The sequence below is a fragment of the Streptomyces sp. 1-11 genome, assembly GCF_007176755.1.
GTDB lineage: Bacteria > Actinomycetota > Actinomycetes > Streptomycetales > Streptomycetaceae > Streptomyces.
In genome coordinates this window covers 1-18,043 of sequence record NZ_BJTV01000024.1, presented here as the reverse complement: position 1 = coordinate 18,043, position 18,043 = coordinate 1, and the positions used below count along the sequence as shown (strand labels likewise).

Annotated in this window: 16 protein-coding genes and 3 pseudogenes; 11 read left to right on the top strand and 8 right to left on the bottom strand. The window is 68.4% G+C overall.

Going from position 1 to position 18,043, the window contains the following annotated elements; all coding sequences use genetic code 11:
• Positions 1 to 251 precede the first annotated feature (251 nt).
• A complete protein-coding gene (locus tag TNCT1_RS33105; RefSeq protein WP_143639566.1) occupies positions 252 to 647 on the top strand; it encodes a hypothetical protein in 396 nt (131 codons plus the stop codon).
• Between the two features lie 207 nt (positions 648 to 854).
• Here the strand turns inward: TNCT1_RS33105 and TNCT1_RS33100 are convergent, their stop codons facing one another.
• Both TNCT1_RS33100 and TNCT1_RS33095 read right to left on the bottom strand, forming a co-directional pair.
• Positions 855 to 1,655 (bottom strand): NAD(P)-dependent oxidoreductase, encoded by an 801-nt coding sequence (locus TNCT1_RS33100; RefSeq protein ID WP_143639564.1) that lies wholly within the window; start codon positions 1,653 to 1,655, stop codon positions 855 to 857.
• A 518-nt stretch (positions 1,656 to 2,173) separates the two neighbouring features.
• A complete protein-coding gene (locus TNCT1_RS33095) occupies positions 2,174 to 3,136 on the bottom strand; it encodes a YafY family protein (RefSeq protein ID WP_143639562.1) in 963 nt (320 codons plus the stop codon).
• A 199-nt stretch (positions 3,137 to 3,335) separates the two neighbouring features.
• Between TNCT1_RS33095 and TNCT1_RS33090 the strand changes: the two genes are divergently transcribed.
• Entirely contained in the window at positions 3,336 to 4,022 is a 687-nt protein-coding gene (locus TNCT1_RS33090; protein WP_143639560.1) for an alpha/beta fold hydrolase, read from the top strand.
• Between the two features lie 69 nt (positions 4,023 to 4,091).
• Here the strand turns inward: TNCT1_RS33090 and TNCT1_RS37045 are convergent.
• The 3 genes and pseudogenes from TNCT1_RS37045 to TNCT1_RS33075 form a co-directional block, all read right to left on the bottom strand.
• Positions 4,092 to 4,313: pseudogene (locus tag TNCT1_RS37045) on the bottom strand (DNA/RNA helicase domain-containing protein); the annotation flags it as partial.
• On the bottom strand, positions 4,267 to 4,650 hold the full coding sequence (locus TNCT1_RS36510; RefSeq protein ID WP_235903025.1) for a DNA/RNA helicase domain-containing protein: 384 nt from the start codon (positions 4,648 to 4,650) through the stop codon (positions 4,267 to 4,269). The gene TNCT1_RS36510 and the pseudogene TNCT1_RS37045, both read right to left, overlap by 47 nt.
• A gap of 224 nt (positions 4,651 to 4,874) precedes the next feature.
• The gene (locus tag TNCT1_RS33075; RefSeq protein WP_373920524.1) at positions 4,875 to 5,003 is read right to left on the bottom strand and encodes a transposase; all 129 of its coding nucleotides are present in this window, start codon (positions 5,001 to 5,003) and stop codon (positions 4,875 to 4,877) included.
• Between the two features lie 69 nt (positions 5,004 to 5,072).
• Here TNCT1_RS33075 and TNCT1_RS33070 point away from each other — a divergent pair.
• The 9 genes and pseudogenes from TNCT1_RS33070 to TNCT1_RS33025 form a co-directional block, all read left to right on the top strand.
• Positions 5,073 to 5,501 (top strand): annotated as a pseudogene (locus TNCT1_RS33070) (hypothetical protein); the annotation flags it as partial.
• A 29-nt stretch (positions 5,502 to 5,530) separates the two neighbouring features.
• Positions 5,531 to 6,217, top strand: a complete 687-nt coding sequence (locus TNCT1_RS33065; RefSeq protein WP_174266536.1) for a hypothetical protein — start codon at positions 5,531 to 5,533, stop codon at positions 6,215 to 6,217.
• A gap of 258 nt (positions 6,218 to 6,475) precedes the next feature.
• Positions 6,476 to 6,961 carry a TetR/AcrR family transcriptional regulator gene (locus TNCT1_RS33060; RefSeq protein WP_143639558.1) on the top strand — a complete coding sequence of 162 codons (486 nt, stop codon included), beginning with the start codon at positions 6,476 to 6,478 and terminating at the stop codon, positions 6,959 to 6,961.
• A gap of 1 nt (position 6,962) precedes the next feature.
• Positions 6,963 to 7,328 (top strand): hypothetical protein, encoded by a 366-nt coding sequence (locus tag TNCT1_RS33055; protein WP_143639556.1) that lies wholly within the window; start codon positions 6,963 to 6,965, stop codon positions 7,326 to 7,328.
• 927 nt (positions 7,329 to 8,255) lie between these two features.
• The gene (locus TNCT1_RS33045; protein ID WP_143639554.1) at positions 8,256 to 8,843 is read left to right on the top strand and encodes a hypothetical protein; all 588 of its coding nucleotides are present in this window, start codon (positions 8,256 to 8,258) and stop codon (positions 8,841 to 8,843) included.
• Positions 8,840 to 9,499 carry a hypothetical protein gene (locus TNCT1_RS33040; RefSeq protein ID WP_143639552.1) on the top strand — a complete coding sequence of 220 codons (660 nt, stop codon included), beginning with the start codon at positions 8,840 to 8,842 and terminating at the stop codon, positions 9,497 to 9,499. The genes TNCT1_RS33045 and TNCT1_RS33040 overlap by 4 nt, the downstream gene beginning before the upstream one ends.
• Positions 9,499 to 14,229 (top strand): putative T7SS-secreted protein, encoded by a 4,731-nt coding sequence (locus TNCT1_RS33035; protein ID WP_143639550.1) that lies wholly within the window; start codon positions 9,499 to 9,501, stop codon positions 14,227 to 14,229. Before TNCT1_RS33040 ends, TNCT1_RS33035 begins: the two co-directional genes overlap by 1 nt.
• Before the next feature lie 10 nt (positions 14,230 to 14,239).
• Positions 14,240 to 14,587, top strand: a complete 348-nt coding sequence (locus tag TNCT1_RS33030) for a hypothetical protein (protein WP_143639548.1) — start codon at positions 14,240 to 14,242, stop codon at positions 14,585 to 14,587.
• A gap of 173 nt (positions 14,588 to 14,760) precedes the next feature.
• Positions 14,761 to 15,243 (top strand): annotated as a pseudogene (locus tag TNCT1_RS33025) (IS5 family transposase); the annotation flags it as partial.
• 39 nt (positions 15,244 to 15,282) lie between these two features.
• Here TNCT1_RS33025 and TNCT1_RS33020 read toward each other — a convergent pair.
• The 3 genes from TNCT1_RS33020 to TNCT1_RS33010 all read right to left on the bottom strand — a co-directional run bounded on the left by TNCT1_RS33020 (position 15,283) and on the right by TNCT1_RS33010 (position 17,868).
• Positions 15,283 to 15,708, bottom strand: coding sequence for a hypothetical protein (locus TNCT1_RS33020; RefSeq protein WP_143639546.1), 426 nt, complete (start codon positions 15,706 to 15,708; stop codon positions 15,283 to 15,285).
• An 11-nt stretch (positions 15,709 to 15,719) separates the two neighbouring features.
• Complete coding sequence (locus TNCT1_RS33015) at positions 15,720 to 16,859, bottom strand: hypothetical protein (protein WP_143639544.1); 1,140 nt, start codon at positions 16,857 to 16,859, stop codon at positions 15,720 to 15,722.
• 271 nt (positions 16,860 to 17,130) lie between these two features.
• Positions 17,131 to 17,868, bottom strand: a complete 738-nt coding sequence (locus TNCT1_RS33010; protein WP_143639542.1) for a transposase family protein — start codon at positions 17,866 to 17,868, stop codon at positions 17,131 to 17,133.
• Positions 17,869 to 18,043: the final 175 nt, after the last annotated feature.

Below are 18,043 nucleotides of genomic sequence, written 5' to 3'. Positions count from 1 at the left end.
CAACGGCCGACCATCAGCCAGCCGCGTCACCAACCTCTCGCCCCAAGAACGAACTCGCTCGTGACCGAAGAAGTTGCGCGTGCCCGGATGCACGTGGCGGATGGCGCGGTGCACTCGCCGAGGTCCTCGAGCCGGCTCCTCACCCATTGAGGTGACCAGGGCTGTGAGGTTCCCCGGCTTCCGCATCTCGCGAGATCAAAATCGCCCTGAGCGTCTGGGAAAGCCCCGCACCAAGCGATCGGGAGCATTCGATGATTCGGTCTCTGCGAAGCGCGGTAGTAGCGCTGGGCGCCGTCGCGGTGATGGGCAGCACGACGACGGCACAGGCGGCCGTCCTTCCATCGGCGGACACGCTCTCCTACGCCTACACGTCCGGCACTCCCAGCCCCAAGGACATCGTGATGCACTGGGAAGGCACCTGCGCCCAGCCGGGACCCCACACCCTGTTCATCACGGGACCAGGGGGCTTCGCCCTCATCGAGCAAGTTGCATGCGGGCCTGACCGCACCTACAAAGCTGCCAACATGGTGTACGACTACGAGTCGAGGGGCCTGAAGACCGGTCAGAGGTTCACCTACAGCGCGACACTGGACAGCCTCAACGAGCCCTTCACCAGGACTGAGTTCGAGGGCACGGCCACGCTGTAGCACGGGAGCGGTGCCCGCCGGCGCGCACGGCCATCGCGGCAACGATGCCGGATCGCGCCCGGGGGACACCAGGCTCATAAATCATCGGCTTCGCGTGTGTGCAGGCATGCCGAAGGCTCTGTGGCCGAGGCGGCGACGGAGCCTCCGAGGAAAGCGGCTGTGGCGGTGCGGGGGACAACCGGTGCTCGCATGCGACGGCCCCATGCGTCAGGGCCGAAGGTGCTTGAGGGTGAACTCGGGTTCGGCATAGAGGCCGGCCTGGGCTCCGGTCGGATCGGCTGAATGATCCCCGGGAATGTCCGCGGCGTGGGCTTCGGCGTTGTCGACGGGGACGTAAGCAAGTTCCGTCACGTCGGGGAGTTTCCAGAAGCGGCGGCTGTTGGCGGAGACGGCGTACGCCGTGACGAAGCGGGTGGAGGACGGTGCGGTCAGGGCGGCCCGGATGTAGCCGACGGCATCGCGCGGGCTCAGCCAGGTCGCCAAGTGCCTGGGCTCGGTGGGCCTGGGCTCGAAGCTGCCGATGCGCAGGCAGATCACCGACAGACCGAACTTGTCGGCGTACAACTGTCCGAGGGCCTCAACGGCCACCTTGCTCACCCCGTAGAGGCCATCAGGGCGTGCCGGCTCCGTTGGGCCGGTGAGATGTCCGGCGGGGTAGAAGCCGGTCACACGATTGCTGCTCGCCAGCACCACCCGCTCGATGGCCGTGCGCCGCGCCGCCTCCAGGACATGGTGCGTGCCCAACACATTGGCTTCGAGCAGGCTCGGGAGCGGAGCCTCGTCGGGTACGCCGCCCAAGTGGAGCACGCGGTCGGCTCCCGCGAGGGCCGATTCCACCGCGGTGGCGTCCCGCAGATCCACCGTGTGCACGTCTTCGTTCTCGGCCTCCGGGCGCAGCGGTACGCGGTCGAGCAGGACCAGGCGTGCCGCCTCACGTCGCAGCGCCTCACGCACCACTGAACCGATGGCGCCCGCCGCTCCTGTTACCGCCACTGTTCCCAGGCTCACTGCGCTCCCCCTGCTCTTTTGCTGATGCGGTGACGGCCGCCCAGGCCGCCGTCGCGCACGGCTACCCGGTCGGCCTGACTCGCCGTGCGAGCGTCCGCGCCGAGGCTGTCCTGCGCGGTCACCAGGCCTGCCCGTATCCTGCCGCTGTCGCCCGGGCGCTGCATGCCCGCGGCTGGACCGTCACCGACATCCCGCCGGCCGTTCAACACCGGGAGGACGATGTGTGCGTCGCCGCGTTCCTCCTGGGCGCCGGATGCGTCACAGGACCCCGGACCCGTAACCGGACCGAGAACGGCGTGGGCCATACCCCCACATGCGTTCGGGCACGATGACCGAGGACGACTGGAGCCGCCTCGCTCGCCGCATGCCCGACATCCAGGCCTCACCGCTCCACATCGACAACGGCCCGAGTTGCGGATCCGGACGGCGGCGAACGCCCGGGCGCACGCCGTGACTCGAGGTGGGCGAGGTGGTCGTACGGTGCACGCCGACAGTGGCGCGGGAGGCGGCTGAGGCCGTCAGGGCCGGTCCGTCACGGCGGCGGTGAGACGTGCCGCCAGTGCCGTGACCGCGGCACGCAGTTCCTGCCCGCCTTCGACGCGGAACGCGAACGGAATCCTCGCCAGCCACTCCTGCGCGTACATGGCCGGGTTGCGGGTGCTGCCGACCAGCACGCACCCATGCCCCAGGGGATCGAGTCGCCCCATGGGAGGCCGCACCCAGGAGGCCACCTCGGCCAGGGGGGCGTCGAACACCACGCGGGTGGGGAACGACCAGCCGAGGCCCAGGTGCTCCTCCAGCACGGCCACCGCGTCCAGGTCTTCGGGCGGCCGGAAGCCGTGTCCGGTCCGCTGGACCCCGCGGACCCGGTCGACGCGGTAGGTGCGGATCGCGTTCGCACGGTGGGAGTGGCACAGCAGGTACCAGCGCCCGTGGCGGACGACGAGGGACCAGGGATCGACCTCCGCCTCCCACACCTCGCCGGCCTCGCTGCGGTAGGTGATCGACACGCGGTGCCGGGCCGCGACGGCGTCGACGAGTTCACTGGTGACGACCGGATCCGGGCGGGCCGAGTAGGGGTCCGGTGCGGCCGACGCGTACTGCCGCAGCGCGGCCGCCTGCCGTCCGACGCCCTCCGGCAGCGCTTTGACGACCTTGCCCAGCGCTGTGCCGACCAGGTCGCCGGCCTCGGCCGCGGCCGGCTGGCCGCCGAGTACCGCCATCACCAGGCCGAGGGCCTCGGCCTGCGTGAAGTGCACGGGGGGCAGTCTCGTCCCGCGCCCCAGCCGGTACCCGCCGTGCGGCCCGCGGGCCGATTCCACCGGAATGCCGGCCTCGCGCAGAATCCCGACGTACCGGCGCGCGGCGCGCTCCGTAACACCCAGCCGCCGCGCGAGTTCGTCGGCCGTCGTGCCGGGACGGGTCTGGAGGATGTCCAGGGTGCGCAGCGCTCGCGCGGTGGGGCTGAGATCGTTCGGCACGGAAGCAGGCTAGTCGCTGCGCGATGCCCGGGGCTCGGGCCCGGGCCAGTGGGGGCGTGGGCCGCTGGGTGACGCGCCCCTGCCGGGCCGCCGCCGGACCGCGCCGGGAGCGCGGGACGGTCGCCGGACGAACCGGCAGTGGATTGTCCGGATCTCCTCCTACGGTGACACCCGTCAAGCGGAAGAAGGAGAGCACACCATGGACATCCTGCTCATCGGCGGCCTGTGGCTGCACGGATCCGTGTGGGGCCGCGTGGCCTCCGAGCTGGAGGGGCTCGGCCACCGGCCCGTGCCGCTCACCCTCCCCGGCCAGGGTGACGGCTCCGTGTCCGCCACGCTCGACGAGCAGGTGGACGCGGTGCTCGCCGCGGTGGACGCGGTGCCCGGCAAGGTGATGGTGGTGGGGCATTCCGCCGCCTGCACGCTGGCCTGGCTGGTCGCCGACCGCCGGCCGGAGCGGCTGGCCAAGGTGGCCTTCATCGGCGGCTTCCCGTCCTCCCACGGTCAGCCGTACGCCGACTTCTTCGACGTGCGGGACGGTGTCATGCCCTTCCCCGGCTGGGCCCCCTTCGAAGGGCCGGATGCGGCCGACCTCGACGACGGGGCCAGGCGGGAACTGGCGGCTGCGGCGATCCCCGTGCCCGCCGGCGTGGCCAGGGGGGTGGTGCGCCTGGCGGACGAGCGGCGGTTCGGCGTGCCGGTGGTGGTCGTGTGCCCGGAGTTCACGCCCGCCCAGGCGCAGGAGTGCATCGACGCCGGCGACGCCCCGGAGCTTGCCCGCGCCAAGCACGTCGACTTCGCCGACATCGACTCCGGCCACTGGCCCATGATCACCAAGCCCGCCGAACTGGCCCGGATCCTGGCTGCGGCAGCAGACAGGCCCTAGAAGGCCCATGAAGATCTTGCTGACGGGCTGTGCGGCCGAGGGCCGGGCGGCTCCTCGGTCCCTGTGGTGGCCGGGCTGATCGTCCAGGTGCTGCCGGCGGGCAACCCAGTGGTCGTTCGTCCAGGTGAGTTCGGGGCCGATGATGACGCCGGCGTGGTGGTATTCGAGGCCTTGGGCGGTGTAGATGCAGCCGATCTGTTGGTGGCCGCCGGTGTGGCTGGCCCAGAGCTGGCTGTGGGGGCGATCAGGCGCCCGTCGTCGGGGTCGGTGAGCGCCCGCGCGGCGTTCCAGGCGGCGCGCCTGGTCCGGGGCGGACCTCCCGGGGTGGCGCTGGGCGCGTCGAGGCTGATGTCGCGGGGGAGGGGCCGTGGCGCCGGATGCTTGGGGGCGGCTCCATTCCCAGCAGAATCCAGCGGTGGGTGCGGGCGGTGTGCCCGGCGGTGGTGGCCTGGTCGATCCACTCCTGAAGCTGGAAGGGATCGTCGGCGAGCCCTGGTTCGTAGCCGGTGTGTCCGGTCCATGGCTGGGGTGTGCCGTAGAGCAGGTTGTCGAGCCAGGCGGTGTAGGCGGCCGAGCCGTTGCAGCGGAAGGAGCCGGTGAGTTCCAGGTGGCGGTGGGTGCGTCCCATCGCCCGGGCGGCCACCGCCCTCACCACCGTGTTCCTGACCGGCGCCAGCACGGCCGGTCTGCACCACCCCGGCCACCTGGTTCGCCTCCTGGCCGTCCTCGCGGCCGTGCTGGGCGCTCTCACCGCCACGCTCGCCCTCGCCCCCACGGCCACCACTCGCACCGCCGCCCGCACCACCCTCGACCTCCTGCTGCGCCTGGTGCCTCCACGACCGTACGGGCGCATCAGCATGCAGCCGGGGCCGAAAGGGGCTCTGCTGCAGCGTTCGGGCAGGTCCGCCAGGCCGCCCCGGTGGACAGCTTCCACAAGATCCCGTTCACCACCTGGCGGCGGTCCCGCACCGGCCGGCCCATCCGTGGATGGGCGAGCAACGGCTCGATCACCGCTCAGTCAGCCATGACGACGCACCACGAACCGACCAACGAGCCGAGAAGGCGGTCGCCAAGCGGTCGGGCTGGGTCGAGTTCGGGGCCACGGCGGGCCTCGCGGCAGGTGTCGCCTTCCTGCCCGCGACCGCGGCCGTGGGCACGGCCGCGATGCTCATCCCGCTGGCTACGGACACCGCCAGTGGTGCCGCCGAGCAGGTCATCGGCCAGATGGTCGGCGACTTCTCCGACAACTCGGTGGATGAGCACAAGGAGAAACTGGAGGAGCTCACCAGGGAGGAGAAGACCAAGATCTACTCCGGTGGTGAGAGCATGGCCGAGGCCCCGATGGGGGAGTTCCTGGATCGTCACGGTGTAGGCAAGGACAGCGTGTTCGGCCAGGATCTGCGCGAGTCGATGCTGATCGGCTACGGGGTCGGTAACGACCGGGAGAACCAGCAGGGCAACGACCCGGAGACCGGCTGATTCCGGTGGCCGACCGAGGAGACATCAGGATGCGGACAGTGATCAGTCGTGGGTCGGTACGCGCGGGACTGCTCTCCGCGGCCGTGGCCGGCTCGCTGGTTCTCGGAGCCACCGGTTGCGGAGGGGACGGGGACGAGAAGAAAACACCCAAGGACTACAAGGCGGTCGCGGGGACACAGCTGTGCGGTGGCAATGCAGTGTCCGCCGACGCGTCCAAGGCACTGAAGGTGATCACAGGGTCGTCGCGGTTCGAGGCGTCGGGCAAGGAGTACTCCGTGGCAAAAGCTGCGGCGAACCTTGTCGAGGCCTCCGCGGGCTCCACCGTGACCAAGGACGTCTGCCGTGTCTTCACGCCCATCGGCACGCCGGAGGTCCAGCTCAGGATCACCTGGGATCTGAAAGACGGCGCCCCGACCGGCACCTCGGCCCCGAAGTTCACGGTGCTGAAGATGGGGGAGCGAGCCGTGACAGCGGCGGACATGGCGTACGTCTTCTTCGCGTGCCGGAGCGACAAGCTGGCCGGCTCGTCGGAGGCGGCCCACATCGTCGTCGGGGTGGAGCGCTGGGACATGCCGAAGCCGCCCGAGGGCGACGTCGAGGCGTTGAAGGACGCCTACGCGACTGTGGCGCACTCCGTCTCCCTGGCCATGGCCAAGGAACTGCGCTGCGAGAAGAACGGCGGGCTTCCCGCGAAGCCCGTGCTGGAGCCCTTGTAACCATCGGCGATTGGCCGCCTGCGGTGGGGTTGAGGAGGGCGGCGGCGACGCGGGCGAGGGTTCGGGTGAGGCAGCAGGTCGATGGCATCGCCGGCCAGGAGGAGCTCGATGCCCGTCGCCGTAGCAGACTGCTTCGACCTCGACGGGCAGGTCCGCCGCCCGCAGATCCGAGCGTCGGCTTCCCTGCGCTTCCAGCGCCTCCCGTAAAAGAACGTCCGTTCTTGACTGGTCGTTCTTTAATCGCATATGGTCATGGTCATGGGACGACCACGCGCCTTTGACACAGATCAGGCCGTCAGCACCGCGGCCGCCCTCTTCGCCACTCACGGCTACGAGGGCACCTCGGTGGACGACCTGGTCACAGCCACCGGCGTCCACCGAGGCAGTCTCTACAAAGTCTTCGGCTCCAAACGGGGCCTGCATATGACCGCCCTGCGCAACCACCTCGACCACGAGATCCACCCGACCGCCGCCGCCATCGCCACCCTCACCGACCCCACGCAGGCATTGACGGCAGCCATCGCTTCGTACGACAACGGCCCGGCCGCCGGACTTCTCCTCCTCGCCGCCGCCGAACGTGCCCCCCACGACCCGGAGGTTGCCGCGCTGGTCGCGGAAGGCATTACCGCGCTGGAGGACGCCCTGCGCCCCTCCCACGGTGACGCTGCCCCTCAACTCGCCTCCACCGTCCTCGGTACCCGTCTGCGCCTGCGTGCCCAGCCGACCGCCCCCAAGGAGCACTGACATGGCCCTGATCTCCATCGACCGTGAACGCGGCCTACTGACCGCCGAATTCCAGGGCCTCGACAAGCTCTGGACTTTGAAGAGCCGCTTGGAAGTCCCCCTCGCCCACGTGCGTGGCGCCACCCACGACCCTGGCATCGCCCGCGAACCCAAGGGCATCCGCGTCGGTGGCACCCACTTCCCCGGTGTGATCACCGCCGGCCGCTTCCGCCGCAACGGTGAACGCCTTTTCTGGGACGTGAAGAACCCGGACAAGGCGGTCGTCATCGAACTTGCCGACGCCGAAAGCTACGACCGCCTCGTCATTGAGGTCGACGATCCCCGCGCCACCGTGGCCCTCATCGAACAGTCCATTGCCCGCGGCTGAAGCGTGACTTCCGGCTTGGACGCCCTTCTGGCGGCCCTGTACGTGTTCATCGACGACCATGTGCCGCCTCCTCGCCGGATCGGGCGACCGCCGAAGCTGCCGGACGCGGAACTGCTGTGCCTGGCCGTAGCGCAAGTGCTGCTGGGCTTCCCTTCAGCCTGGCCCTGGCTCCGATTCGCCCACGCCCGACTGCGGCACCTATTTCCCTACTGCCGCAGCAGTTGGGCTACACCAAGCGCCTGAACGCGGCCGGGCCACTGATCTCCTGCGTGATCGAGGCCATGGCCAGGCAGGTGCCCACCTGACACGACGACCTGCGGCTGATCGCCGTGATCTGTACGGTTTCAGCCCCCGGCTCCGACAGGACGATCGGGGCTCGGTGGTCCCGCGCTCCCATCGCACGTTGCGCGGGACCACCACCAGCAGTGGCCCAGAAAGCCGCCCCGAGATTGGCCCCACGGGGCCAGGCCTGTCAGGTCAGGCCCCGCGCCCCGGGGCCCGCCGCTCGACAGACGGGCCGCCACGGCAGCCCTGGACGGGCGTCCCGGCGGCTGCGGCAGTTCAAGGACCGTCGGCGCATGGGGGGTCCAGTTGACGGCATCTGGCCAGCTCAGCGAGTGGCGCCGTTGCCCGTACTCGGCAGACCTCTACTGGACCCTTAGTGTCGCAGCAGTAGGTAAGTAGCCAAAGGGGGCGCAGCGAAACCAGCAGGCGGCACCCTGTACCGGGACGCGTGCCGCACTACCTGGACGACCGGGCACGGCCCACCCCGACCGCTGCATCGCCTCCCGCCCGCGGAGGCTTGGGCCGCCGACGGCCGATTGCGCCAAGCGTTCGCGACCACACGACCAAAGACTCTCGTTCAATGCACATCTCTCCACAGCTGACGTTTGCGACGTGCTGTGTGCGGTTGTGATGATGGGCTGCATGTCTGAGTACGGGGGTGCGGTCGACGGGCCGCAGCGGATTCCACGGTCACGCATCGCTGACTACGCGGAGATGACGACGCCGCCAACCGCTCCGGAGGCGCAGGCACCTGCACGAGAGCATGACGTCGAAGATGGAGGACGTGGCGAACAGCCGCCGGCACATAGTCAGGAATCCGATCGCGAGGCTGCTGGGGCCGAGGTGCGCAGACGGGAGTTCGCCGCTCTGCTCGGTGAGTTCCGCCGCACCCCGGTGCTGGTGCCGCTCGGCGATGGTCCGGGCCCGGAGGGCGAACGGGGCTTCCTGACCGCCGATCTGGGCGGCATCCGTTTCATTCTGGCCTTCTCCGATGAGCAGGCGCTTGCCCGTTACGCGGTGGCGCGCGGCCAGGCAGCCCGCGAGTGGACGTACCAGACCGTCCTCGGCGCGCGCCTGCTCGACGTTGCCGTCCCCGCGGCCGGAGTCCCCTGCGGGGTGGCCCTGGACTGCGCGGACGGCGAGGAAGGGATGGTCTTCCCGCCGGTGCGCGGCATCGTGCCGGACGGGGCGGCGCTGGACTTCGACGCGGAAACGGGGGACGCGAAGTGACCGACGGCGGCAAGGATCTGAAGACCGAGGGGCTCGCGTTGATCGCCAAGGGCCTGACCGAGGCGCTGGGCGAGTTGAAGGAGCTGGGCATGGTGGGCGAGGCGGGGGCCGGGCGAGGCTTCGGTGACATCGCCCTGTCCGGGCTGGAACTCGGCCACGAAGGGCTGACGGGTGAGTTCACGTCGTTCTGCGAGCGCTGGGAGTGGGGGGTCCGGTCGCTGATCAACGAGGGCAACGGGTTCGCCGAGAAGACGGGTCTGTCCGCGGGCACGTACTACGAGACCGACAAGTACGTCGAGGGCACCTTCAAGGTTGTCACCAACGCAGCCATCGGCAATCCGTATGCCTCCGAGGAGGACGTGGAGAAGATGGGCTGGGGCGACATAGCCAAGTCCGGTGTGTACGGCGGCAACGTGGACTACAGCAAGGAGTCCTTCGACCAGGCCATGGACAACAGCGGGCAGGCCTGGAAGGACGCGGGACGAGACGTCATGACCTCGCACACCATCGGACCGGTGCCCGGCCTGAACCCGGAGGACCTGCACGGCGCGTTCGGGGTGTCGGACGACGAGTACAACCAGTACCTGGACGACACCTTCGGGCCCTCGCCCGAGGAACGAGCCAAGGCGACTGAGCAGCAGGGTGGTCAGGGCTGATGGGGCTCGGAGACCTGACCAACACCGTCCTGGGCGGCGCGGAGAACCTCTACGACAAGGGCAAGGAAAAGCTCGGCGAGGCTGTCGACTACGGCACCGACAAGCTGGGCGGGGCCCTGGATTACGCCGGTCTGCACGACTGGGCGGACGGGGTGGAGGACTGGGGCGACGAGGTCGCCTCCGACCTGGGCGCCACTCCCGGAGAGCAGCAGCTCGGTCAGACCGAGGACGCCAACGAACTCGTCCATGGCAACCCGGACAAGATCCGCGAGAGCGCCAAGCACCTGCGGGACTTCCACGGTGCGTTCGACAAAGTGAGTTCGGGACTGAAGAAGGTCGACTCCTCCGGCTGGCAGGGCGAAGGCGGCGACGCCTTCCGGGAGAAGTTCGGCGTCCACCCCACCAAATGGGCGCAGGCCGCCGAGGCGTGCGCGTCGGCGGCGGGAGCCCTGGAGTCGTACGCGGACACCGTCAAGTGGGCGCAAGGGCAGGCCAAGGAGGCCATCGAGCTCTACAAGAAGGCTGTAAGGGCAGCCCAGGACGCAGCCGACACCTACCAGACCAAAGCCGAAGCCTACAACGCCAAACTACGGGCAGATGAGGACCCCGGACCCAAGCCCGAGCCGGACCACAACGCCGGCAAAGCCGACGCCAAGGCCGCTGTTGACAAACTCCGCGAGGCCCGCAAGCAGCGCAACACGGCCGCTTCCGAGGCCCAGGGCAAGGTCAAGGCGGCCCTCGCGCACGCCCCGGCCGAACCCCCACCGCTGGAACGCCTGCGCAACGACTTCACGGACGGCTACCAGGCCGTCAACACCGAACTCACGCACGTCGTGGGCGGCGCTCTCAAGGGCACCGCGGGCCTGCTCAACTTCGCCCGCGGTCTCAACCCCATGGACCCCTACAGCCTCACCCACCCGGCCGCCTACCTGCAAAACGTCAACATGACGCTCGCCGGCCTGGTCTCCACCGCCTCCCACCCCGAACGGGCCGTCCAGGCTGCCGTCGACGGCTTCAAGAAGGACCCCTCCGAGTTCCTCGGCCGCCTCATCCCGGAACTCATCGGCACCAAGGGAGCGGGGCTCGCCCGCGGCGGACTGCGACTCGCGCTGAAGGAAGGAGCGGAGGGGGTAGCGGAGCAGGGACTGCGCAAGACCGCCCGGAATGCCGTGGAGGAGGGCGCGGAGGACGTCTCGCGCCGGCCGCTGGAGAAGGTCTGCGAGAAGGACCCCGTCGACGTCGCGACCGGCCGCATGCTGCTGCCGGTGACCGACGTCTCGCTCCCGGCCCAGCTGCCGCTGCTGCTCAGGCGGCAGTTCGAGTCCTCGTACCGCTTGGGCGGCTGGTTCGGACCGGCCTGGTCCTCCACGCTCGACCAGCGACTGGAGATCGACGCCGAGGGCGTGGTCCTCGTCGGCGAGGACGGCCTGACACTCGCCTACCCGCACCCGGCACCGGGCGTGCCGACGCTGCCCAGCCACGGTCCGCGCTGGCCGCTGGACAGGGTGGACGACGGGTACACCGTCACTGACCCGGAATCGGGCCGGGTACGGCACTTCGCCGACTGCTCCGACACGCTGGCGTTGCTGGAACAGCTCGACGACCGTAACGGCAACTGGATCTGCTTCGAGTACGACGCCGACGGCACACCTCGTTCGGTCATCCACAGCGGCGGCTACCGTCTGCACGTCTCGACGTCGCAGGGCCGGGTCACCGCCCTGCACCTGGCCGGTGCGGCTGCGGACGGCGGCGACCAGGAACTGGTCCGCTACGGCTACACGGACGGCAACCTCACCGAGACGACCAACTCGTCTGGCCGTCCGACCCGCTTCGGCTACGACGACCAGGGCCGCATCACCTCCTGGACCGACACCAACGACAGCCACTTCACGTACGTCTACGACGACGAGGACCGCTGCACCCACCAATCCGGCGCCGCCGGCCACCTGCGCTCCACCTTCACCTACGGACCGGTCGACCCGGACACCGGCGAGCACACCACGACCATCACCGACTCACGCGGCCACGCCTCCCGATACCTGATCAACCGCCGCTGCCAGGTGATCGCCGAGACGAACGCCGTCGGTGCCACCACCCGTTACGTCCGCGACCGCTACAACCGCCTGCTGTCCGAGACGGATCCGCTGGGCCACACGACGGCGTTCGAGTACGACGAGGGGGGCAACCTCACGCGGGTGGTCCGTCCCGACGGCCGCGAGGTGCGAGCGGAGTACGGCGAGGCGGGCCTGCCCGTGAAGGTGGTGAACCCGGACGGCACAGTTCTGCGCCAGACCTGGGACGAGCGGGGCAACCGCACCTCGGTGACGGATCCGACGGGCCGGACGACCCACTTCACCTACACCGGCGCCGGCCACCTGACCTCTGTGACCGACCCGCTGGGCAGCACGACGACGGTCGTCTGCGACCGGGCGGGCCTGCCGGTGCGGGTGACGGACCCGCTGGGCGCGGCCACCCACTACGAACGGGACGCCTTCGGCCGCCCGACCACGATCACGGACCCGATGGGCGCCCCAACGCTGCTGGAGTGGTCCGTCGAAGGCCGCCTGATCCGCCGTACCGCGCCGGACGGCACGGCGGAGACGTGGACGTACGACGGCGAGGGCAACTGCACTAGCCACACCGATCCGCTCGGTGGCGTCTCCCGCTTCGAGTACACCCACTTCGATCTGCTGGCGGCCCGCACGGGCCCGGACGGAGTGCGCTACGAGTTCGGCCACGACACCGAACTGCGCCTGACGAAGGTCACCAGCCCGCAGGGCCTGACGTGGACGTACGAGTACGACCCGGCCGGCCGCCTGGTGAGCGAGAGAGACTTCGACGACCGCACCCTGACGTACGGGTACGACCCTGCCGGCCGCCTGCTCTCGCGGCGGAACACGCTCGGCGAGGTGGTCTCCTTCGAACGCAACGAACTCGGCCAGGTACTGCGCAAAGACGCGGCCGGCCAGGTGACGACCTACGCCTACGACCTCACCGACCAACTCGCCCGGGCGACGGGACCGGACGGCACGACCCTGACCCTCCTGCGCGACCGCCACGGTCGCCTGCGCTCGGAGACGGTCGACGGCCGCGCGCTGACGTACACCTACGACGCCCTGGGCCGCCGCATCAGCCGAACGACGCCAACCGGCGCCGAGACGACGTGGTCGTACGACGCGGCAGGCCGACGCACCAGCATGGTGGCGTCAGGCCGTGCCATCGACTTCACCTACGACGACGCCGGCCGCGAACTGACCCGCCACATCGGCGACACGATCGCCATGGAGCACATTTTCGACGCGCTAGGCCGTCTGACGACCCAGTCGGTGACCGGCGCTGCGGGCCGCACGGTGCAGCACCGGGCCTACAGTTACCGAGCCGACGGAAACGTCGTCGGCATCGAGGACCGCCTCTCCGGCCGCCGCCGATTCGACCTGGACGCGACCGGCAGGGTGACGGCGGTCCACGCAGCCGGCTGGACGGAGCGGTACGCGTACGACGAGGCGGGCAATCAGACTCAAGCGTCCTGGCCGGCGAACCACCCCGGCCAGGAGGCGACCGGAACCCGGAACTACACGGGCACCCGCATCACCCGTGCCGGCAACGTCCGCTATGAACACGACGCCCTCGGCCGCATCACCCTGCGCCAGAAGACCCGCCTCTCCCGCAAGCCGGACACCTGGCGCTACGAATGGGACACCGAGGACCGCCTGACCTCGGTCGTGACCCCGGACGGCACCCGCTGGCGCTACACCTACGATCCTCTAGGCCGCCGCACGGCGAAACTCCGCCTGGCGGCCGACGGCGAAACGGTGCTGGAACGGGTGGACTTCACTTGGGACGGCACCACCCTCTGCGAACAGACCACCATTTCCCCCGACCTCCCCAACCCGGTCACCCTCACCTGGGACCACCAGGGCCTCCGCCCCCTCGCCCAGACGGAACGCATCACCGCGGCCGACGCACCCCAGGAGGAGATCGACTCCCGCTTCTTCGCCATCGTCACCGACATCGTCGGCACCCCGAGCGAACTCATCGACGAACACGGCGACATCGCCTGGCACACCCGCAGCACACTCTGGGGAGCAACGGCATGGGCGGCCAACAGCACCACCTACACGCCCCTGCGCTTCCCGGGCCAGTACTACGACCCGGAAACCGGCCTCCACTACAACTACTTCCGCCACTACGACCCCGAAACCGCCCGGTATCTCACAAGCGATCCGCTCGGCCTCACACCCTCCCCGAACCCGGGCACGTACGTACGGAATCCGCACACTTGGGCGGACCCGTTGGGTCTCTCCGGCTGCACGCCGGGGCAAGGCGGTGCAGCCGAAGTCAATCCTCGAAAACTCGACTACCTGTTCAACAAGGACATCAAGCCGGATTCGCACAACTCGCCCCGAGCTCTGCAGAATGAATTGCAACTCCATCGCATCGGCATTCACGACACTCCGGAGATGCGTCAGTATGTGACCGACCATCTGGCCAATGCCGCTGAGCAGCCGTTTGAGCGGACGTTCACAAAGCAGTGGGACGGTGGTAGCGGTGAGTTCGGCGTCACGAACTCTGTACTGCACGGGCCTCACGGGGCTCTAGGAGTCGAGAGCACATGGGAGCTTCTGCCCGACGGCGGACGTAGGCTTTCGACTGTGATCTTCCGTGGCAGTGGGCCGAACGTGAGCATCCACGGCAACTTGCCCCACTGGCCGCCGTACATTGAGAAGTGAGGCAGACAACATGTACCGGGAGTTTCTTGCCCCGCGCGACGAGGAGGTCCTCGATGCGATCGGCCAGTGGCCGGACACCGATGAAAGCGGTGCCCGCGTGCTCAGCTGGCACAGCGACGACGGCGCCTGGCTCGTCCTGTCCTATGACGTGGTCGGCAGATCAGTGAGAGTCCGCTGGACGAATGGCGATAAGCTGGTGCTGGACATCTTCCGCGAGAGTGCGACGCGGCTAGCATTCACTTCTGATCCGTCGGCCATGCACGTCTCAGTTGACTTCCACATGGGCGAAACTTTCGGTGCACTGGAGATCCAGGTCACTCCGAACTTCTCCGTACGCGACCGCTTGCTGTTCCAATGAGGTTTCCGAAATCTGCTCTGACGAAGCCGCAACCGGCCGGTACGACGACAACCTCGTGTCGGCAGTCCTCGCGAGGGGAAGTCGGCCACTGGTCCAATCGGAAACTGGGAAACAAGTAATTACAGGACATCATCGAAAGTGAGGCGATACGCTCCAGCGAGCCCATCGACCACGCACTCGGGCGCTCCCGCGGCAGCCTGAGTACGAAGGTCCACCTGGCCGCGGACGGCCGTGCACGACCGCTCGCCCTCACCGTCACCGCAGGCCAAGCCGGTGACGCACCCGCTTTCGAGACCGTGATGTCCCGGATCCGCGTCCCCCGCAGCGGCCCGGGCAGGCCGCGAACCCGGCCCTTCGCTGTGCTGGCCGACCGCGCCTACTCTTCCCGCGCCATCCGCATCCACCTGCGGCGTCGGGGAATCCGCGCGGTCATTCCGCAGCCGTCCGACCAGATCGGCCACCGTCAGTGGCGAGGCTGCCGAGGCGGCTGTCCACCCGGCTTCGACCGCGAGACTTACAAACAGCGCAACGCCGTCGAGCGCTGCATCAACCGACTCAAGCAGTGGCGCGGCCTGGCCACACGAACCGACAAGCTCGCCCTCGCATACCAGGCCGCACTCCGCCCCGCCGACATCCTCATCTGGACTCGACGCTGACCAATGAGACAGACCTAGCGCCGCATCACCCTAGCGCTGCTACTGTCGCTGTGTCCCGTCCTCCGCTTCCGCGGCCGCATCCTGGAGACGGCTGACCAACTCCTTGGGTACGTCCGGCGGGATAGACGACAGGGCCACCTTGCGTACTCCTGCGTCCTCATCGGCGGCCAGACCAAGAAGGACATCTGTTGCGGAGCTTCCTGGCAGATTGGCCGCCGCGCTGGCAGCCGCCACCCGAAGCACCGGATCATCACTACGCGCTGCTGAGAGGATGACGTCCTGCCCTTGATCGCCTTCCAGCAGGCTCGCGGCGTAGGCGCTCTTTGAGGCGAGCATCTGGTCATCCCCCTGGAGCAGAGTCCGCAGGTGGGGGAGGCTCTCAGTGCCCAGCTCACTCATCGCTGCGTAGTCTGGCTCTTCGGGCTCGAGTACCCGGCGCACGTCCTGCATCGATACACTGGTCATGGGACGGCCTCCTAGATGTCCTGGGTGGACGCGCTGGCGAGCATGATCTTTACCTCGTCCTGGACTAGGTCGGGGGGCGGATTGGTGATGTTCGCTGTGCCGTTGCCCGTCATGAGGCGGTCGTTGTTGTTGACGTGCAGCAGGTCCAATACGTGGCCCACCTCATGGCCGAGTGTCCATTGCGTGGCCCCTTGCGCCACAACCGCGCCCGGCCTGCCAGCAGGGTGGGCAGCGCAGCCGTTGAACGGTGGAACGGTGGACCGTACGAAGTAGACCACCACGTCATCCGTGCCCGCGCTGTTGCGGTTTGCGAAGAGTTGGGTCTGCTCTGCAGTGGCTTGCCCGCTCAGGCACTGACCCACGTCGAGGTCATTTAGAGCGGGCAGATTGAGGTTCTCCGTCGAGACGAAATCGACTGCTATGCCGGCAGTCGCGTAAACCTCGCGCATCCGATTGACTGCATCGGCGACGGGCACGTTCGGAGCGGTAAGAATCTTCGCGTGCAACCGCACTGTCGGCACGGTGTGGTGTTCGTTCCAGAAGGTGCTCCAGACCCGGTTGTCGAAGCCGATGACGAAGACGTCGAGTTGTCCGGGGAAGCGGGAGACCGTGGCGAGTTGCTGCTTCTCGTGGTCGAATACGGCCTGTCCGGGGAGCGGGAAGAAGTCGGCGTTCCAGCCGGTGTTCTCGTTCCAGAAGGTGCTCCAGACCCGGTTGTCGAAGCCGATGACGAAGACGTCGAGTTGTCCGGGGAAGCGGGAGACCGTGGCGAGTTGCTGCTTCTCGTGGTCGAATACGGCCTGTCCGGGGAGCGGGAAGAAGTCGGCGTTCCAGCCGGTGTTCTCGTTCCAGAAGGTGCTCCAGACCCGGTTGTCGAAGCCGATGACGAAGACGTCGAGTTGTCCGGGGAAGCGGGAGACCGTGGCGAGTTGCTGCTTCTCGTGGTCGAATACGGCCTGTCCGGGGAGCGGGAAGAAGTCGGCGTTCCAGCCGGTGTTCTCGTTCCAGAAGGTGCTCCAGACCCGGTTGTCGAAGCCGATGACGAAGACGTCGAGTTGTCCGGGGAAGCGGGAGACCGTGGCGAGTTGCTGCTTCTCGTGGTCGAATACGGCCTGTCCGGGAAGCGGGAAGAAGTCGATATTCCAGCTCATTAGAACTACCCTCTAAGGCTGATCGCATTAGGTCCAACCGCTTTCATGTGTCGACTGATCTTCGTCGCGGGTGCGGCTGGAGAGGCGCTGTAAGCGCGATGTCACTTTTAGGGCGTGACAAATGATGTATCCCACTCACAATGCTCGCACGCTCGAAACGGCCGCGCAAAATATGAGCACTCCATTCATTGAATGCGGAATATTTGACGGTTCATCGTGGTACTGATCGGGTGCAATCAATCAAGGGTCTGCCAGTGAGGCTTTTCCACCCTCACTCTGAGCTGGTCAAGTGAAGGGTGAGGACGGCCTGGACGAGGTTGGTGATCCGGGTGGTCGCGCACCGGGATTTGCGGAGGAGCCGCCAGGACCTGAGGGTGGCGACGGCCTGCTCGACGAGGGCCCGGATCTTTGCGTGGGACCGGTTCACCTCCTTCTGGCCCGCGGAGAGGGTCTCCCACCGCCCCCAGCACGGAATGCGGACCGTGCCGCCGGCACCTCGGTAACCCTTGTCGGCCCAGCACTGGATGCCGGCCTCGGCGAGGGCGTCGACGATGCCATGTTCGCGGGCCGCGCGGATGTCGTGGACGGCGCCGGGCAGGGCCGGCGACGCCCACAGCAGTCGACCGAAGGGGTCGGCGATGACCTGCACCTTCATTCCGTGCTTCTTGTGTCTGCCGGAGTAGAACGGCCGGTCCGCGGCGATGCTGTCGATTGGCGGGAGCGTGCCGTCCAGGATCACATACGCCTTTATCGACGCGGTCCGCACCGCGTCGGCCAGGCCAGGGGCGAGAGCGGCCAGGAGCTCGACCGCCTCGGTGACATAGCGGTAGGCCGTCGTGGTGCCGACGCCGAACCCGGCCGCGAGCTGGGCATAGGTGTGTCCCATCCGCAGATGGGCGAGGGGCAGCAGGGCCTGACGGCTGGCGGTCAGGCGCCGCCACCGGGAGCCGATCGCGCGGCGGTGCCGCCGCAACTGCTGCGAGAGGAACCGGAGGGCTGAGCTGGACACGTCGACGCCGGGTTGACAAGCATGTGAAGCCTCTGGTGGAGACGGTTCTCTTACTGCCTGTTCTCTATCCGCTCGCGCGGTCGGACAGGTTCGAACGGGGGCCTGGTTCGGGTGAGTTGTCCGGGGTGAGTGCATGAAGGAAGGGCCTCTTGGTAGCTCGCGGATGTCGAGTCCA

Coding starts and splice junctions, on each gene's coding strand:
- TNCT1_RS33105 (WP_143639566.1), top strand. CDS start 252: ATGATTCGGTCTCTGCGAAGCGCGGTAGTAGCGCTGGGCGCCGTCGCG.
- TNCT1_RS33090 (WP_143639560.1), top strand. CDS start 3,336: ATGGACATCCTGCTCATCGGCGGCCTGTGGCTGCACGGATCCGTGTGG.
- TNCT1_RS36510 (WP_235903025.1), bottom strand. CDS start 4,650: ATGGGACGCACCCACCGCCACCTGGAACTCACCGGCTCCTTCCGCTGC.
- TNCT1_RS33075 (WP_373920524.1), bottom strand. CDS start 5,003: ATGGGCCGGCCGGTGCGGGACCGCCGCCAGGTGGTGAACGGGATCTTG.
- TNCT1_RS33065 (WP_174266536.1), top strand. CDS start 5,531: ATGCGGACAGTGATCAGTCGTGGGTCGGTACGCGCGGGACTGCTCTCC.
- TNCT1_RS33060 (WP_143639558.1), top strand. CDS start 6,476: ATGGGACGACCACGCGCCTTTGACACAGATCAGGCCGTCAGCACCGCG.
- TNCT1_RS33055 (WP_143639556.1), top strand. CDS start 6,963: ATGGCCCTGATCTCCATCGACCGTGAACGCGGCCTACTGACCGCCGAA.
- TNCT1_RS33045 (WP_143639554.1), top strand. CDS start 8,256: ATGTCTGAGTACGGGGGTGCGGTCGACGGGCCGCAGCGGATTCCACGG.
- TNCT1_RS33035 (WP_143639550.1), top strand. CDS start 9,499: ATGGGGCTCGGAGACCTGACCAACACCGTCCTGGGCGGCGCGGAGAAC.
- TNCT1_RS33030 (WP_143639548.1), top strand. CDS start 14,240: ATGTACCGGGAGTTTCTTGCCCCGCGCGACGAGGAGGTCCTCGATGCG.
- TNCT1_RS33020 (WP_143639546.1), bottom strand. CDS start 15,708: ATGACCAGTGTATCGATGCAGGACGTGCGCCGGGTACTCGAGCCCGAA.
- TNCT1_RS33015 (WP_143639544.1), bottom strand. CDS start 16,859: ATGAGCTGGAATATCGACTTCTTCCCGCTTCCCGGACAGGCCGTATTC.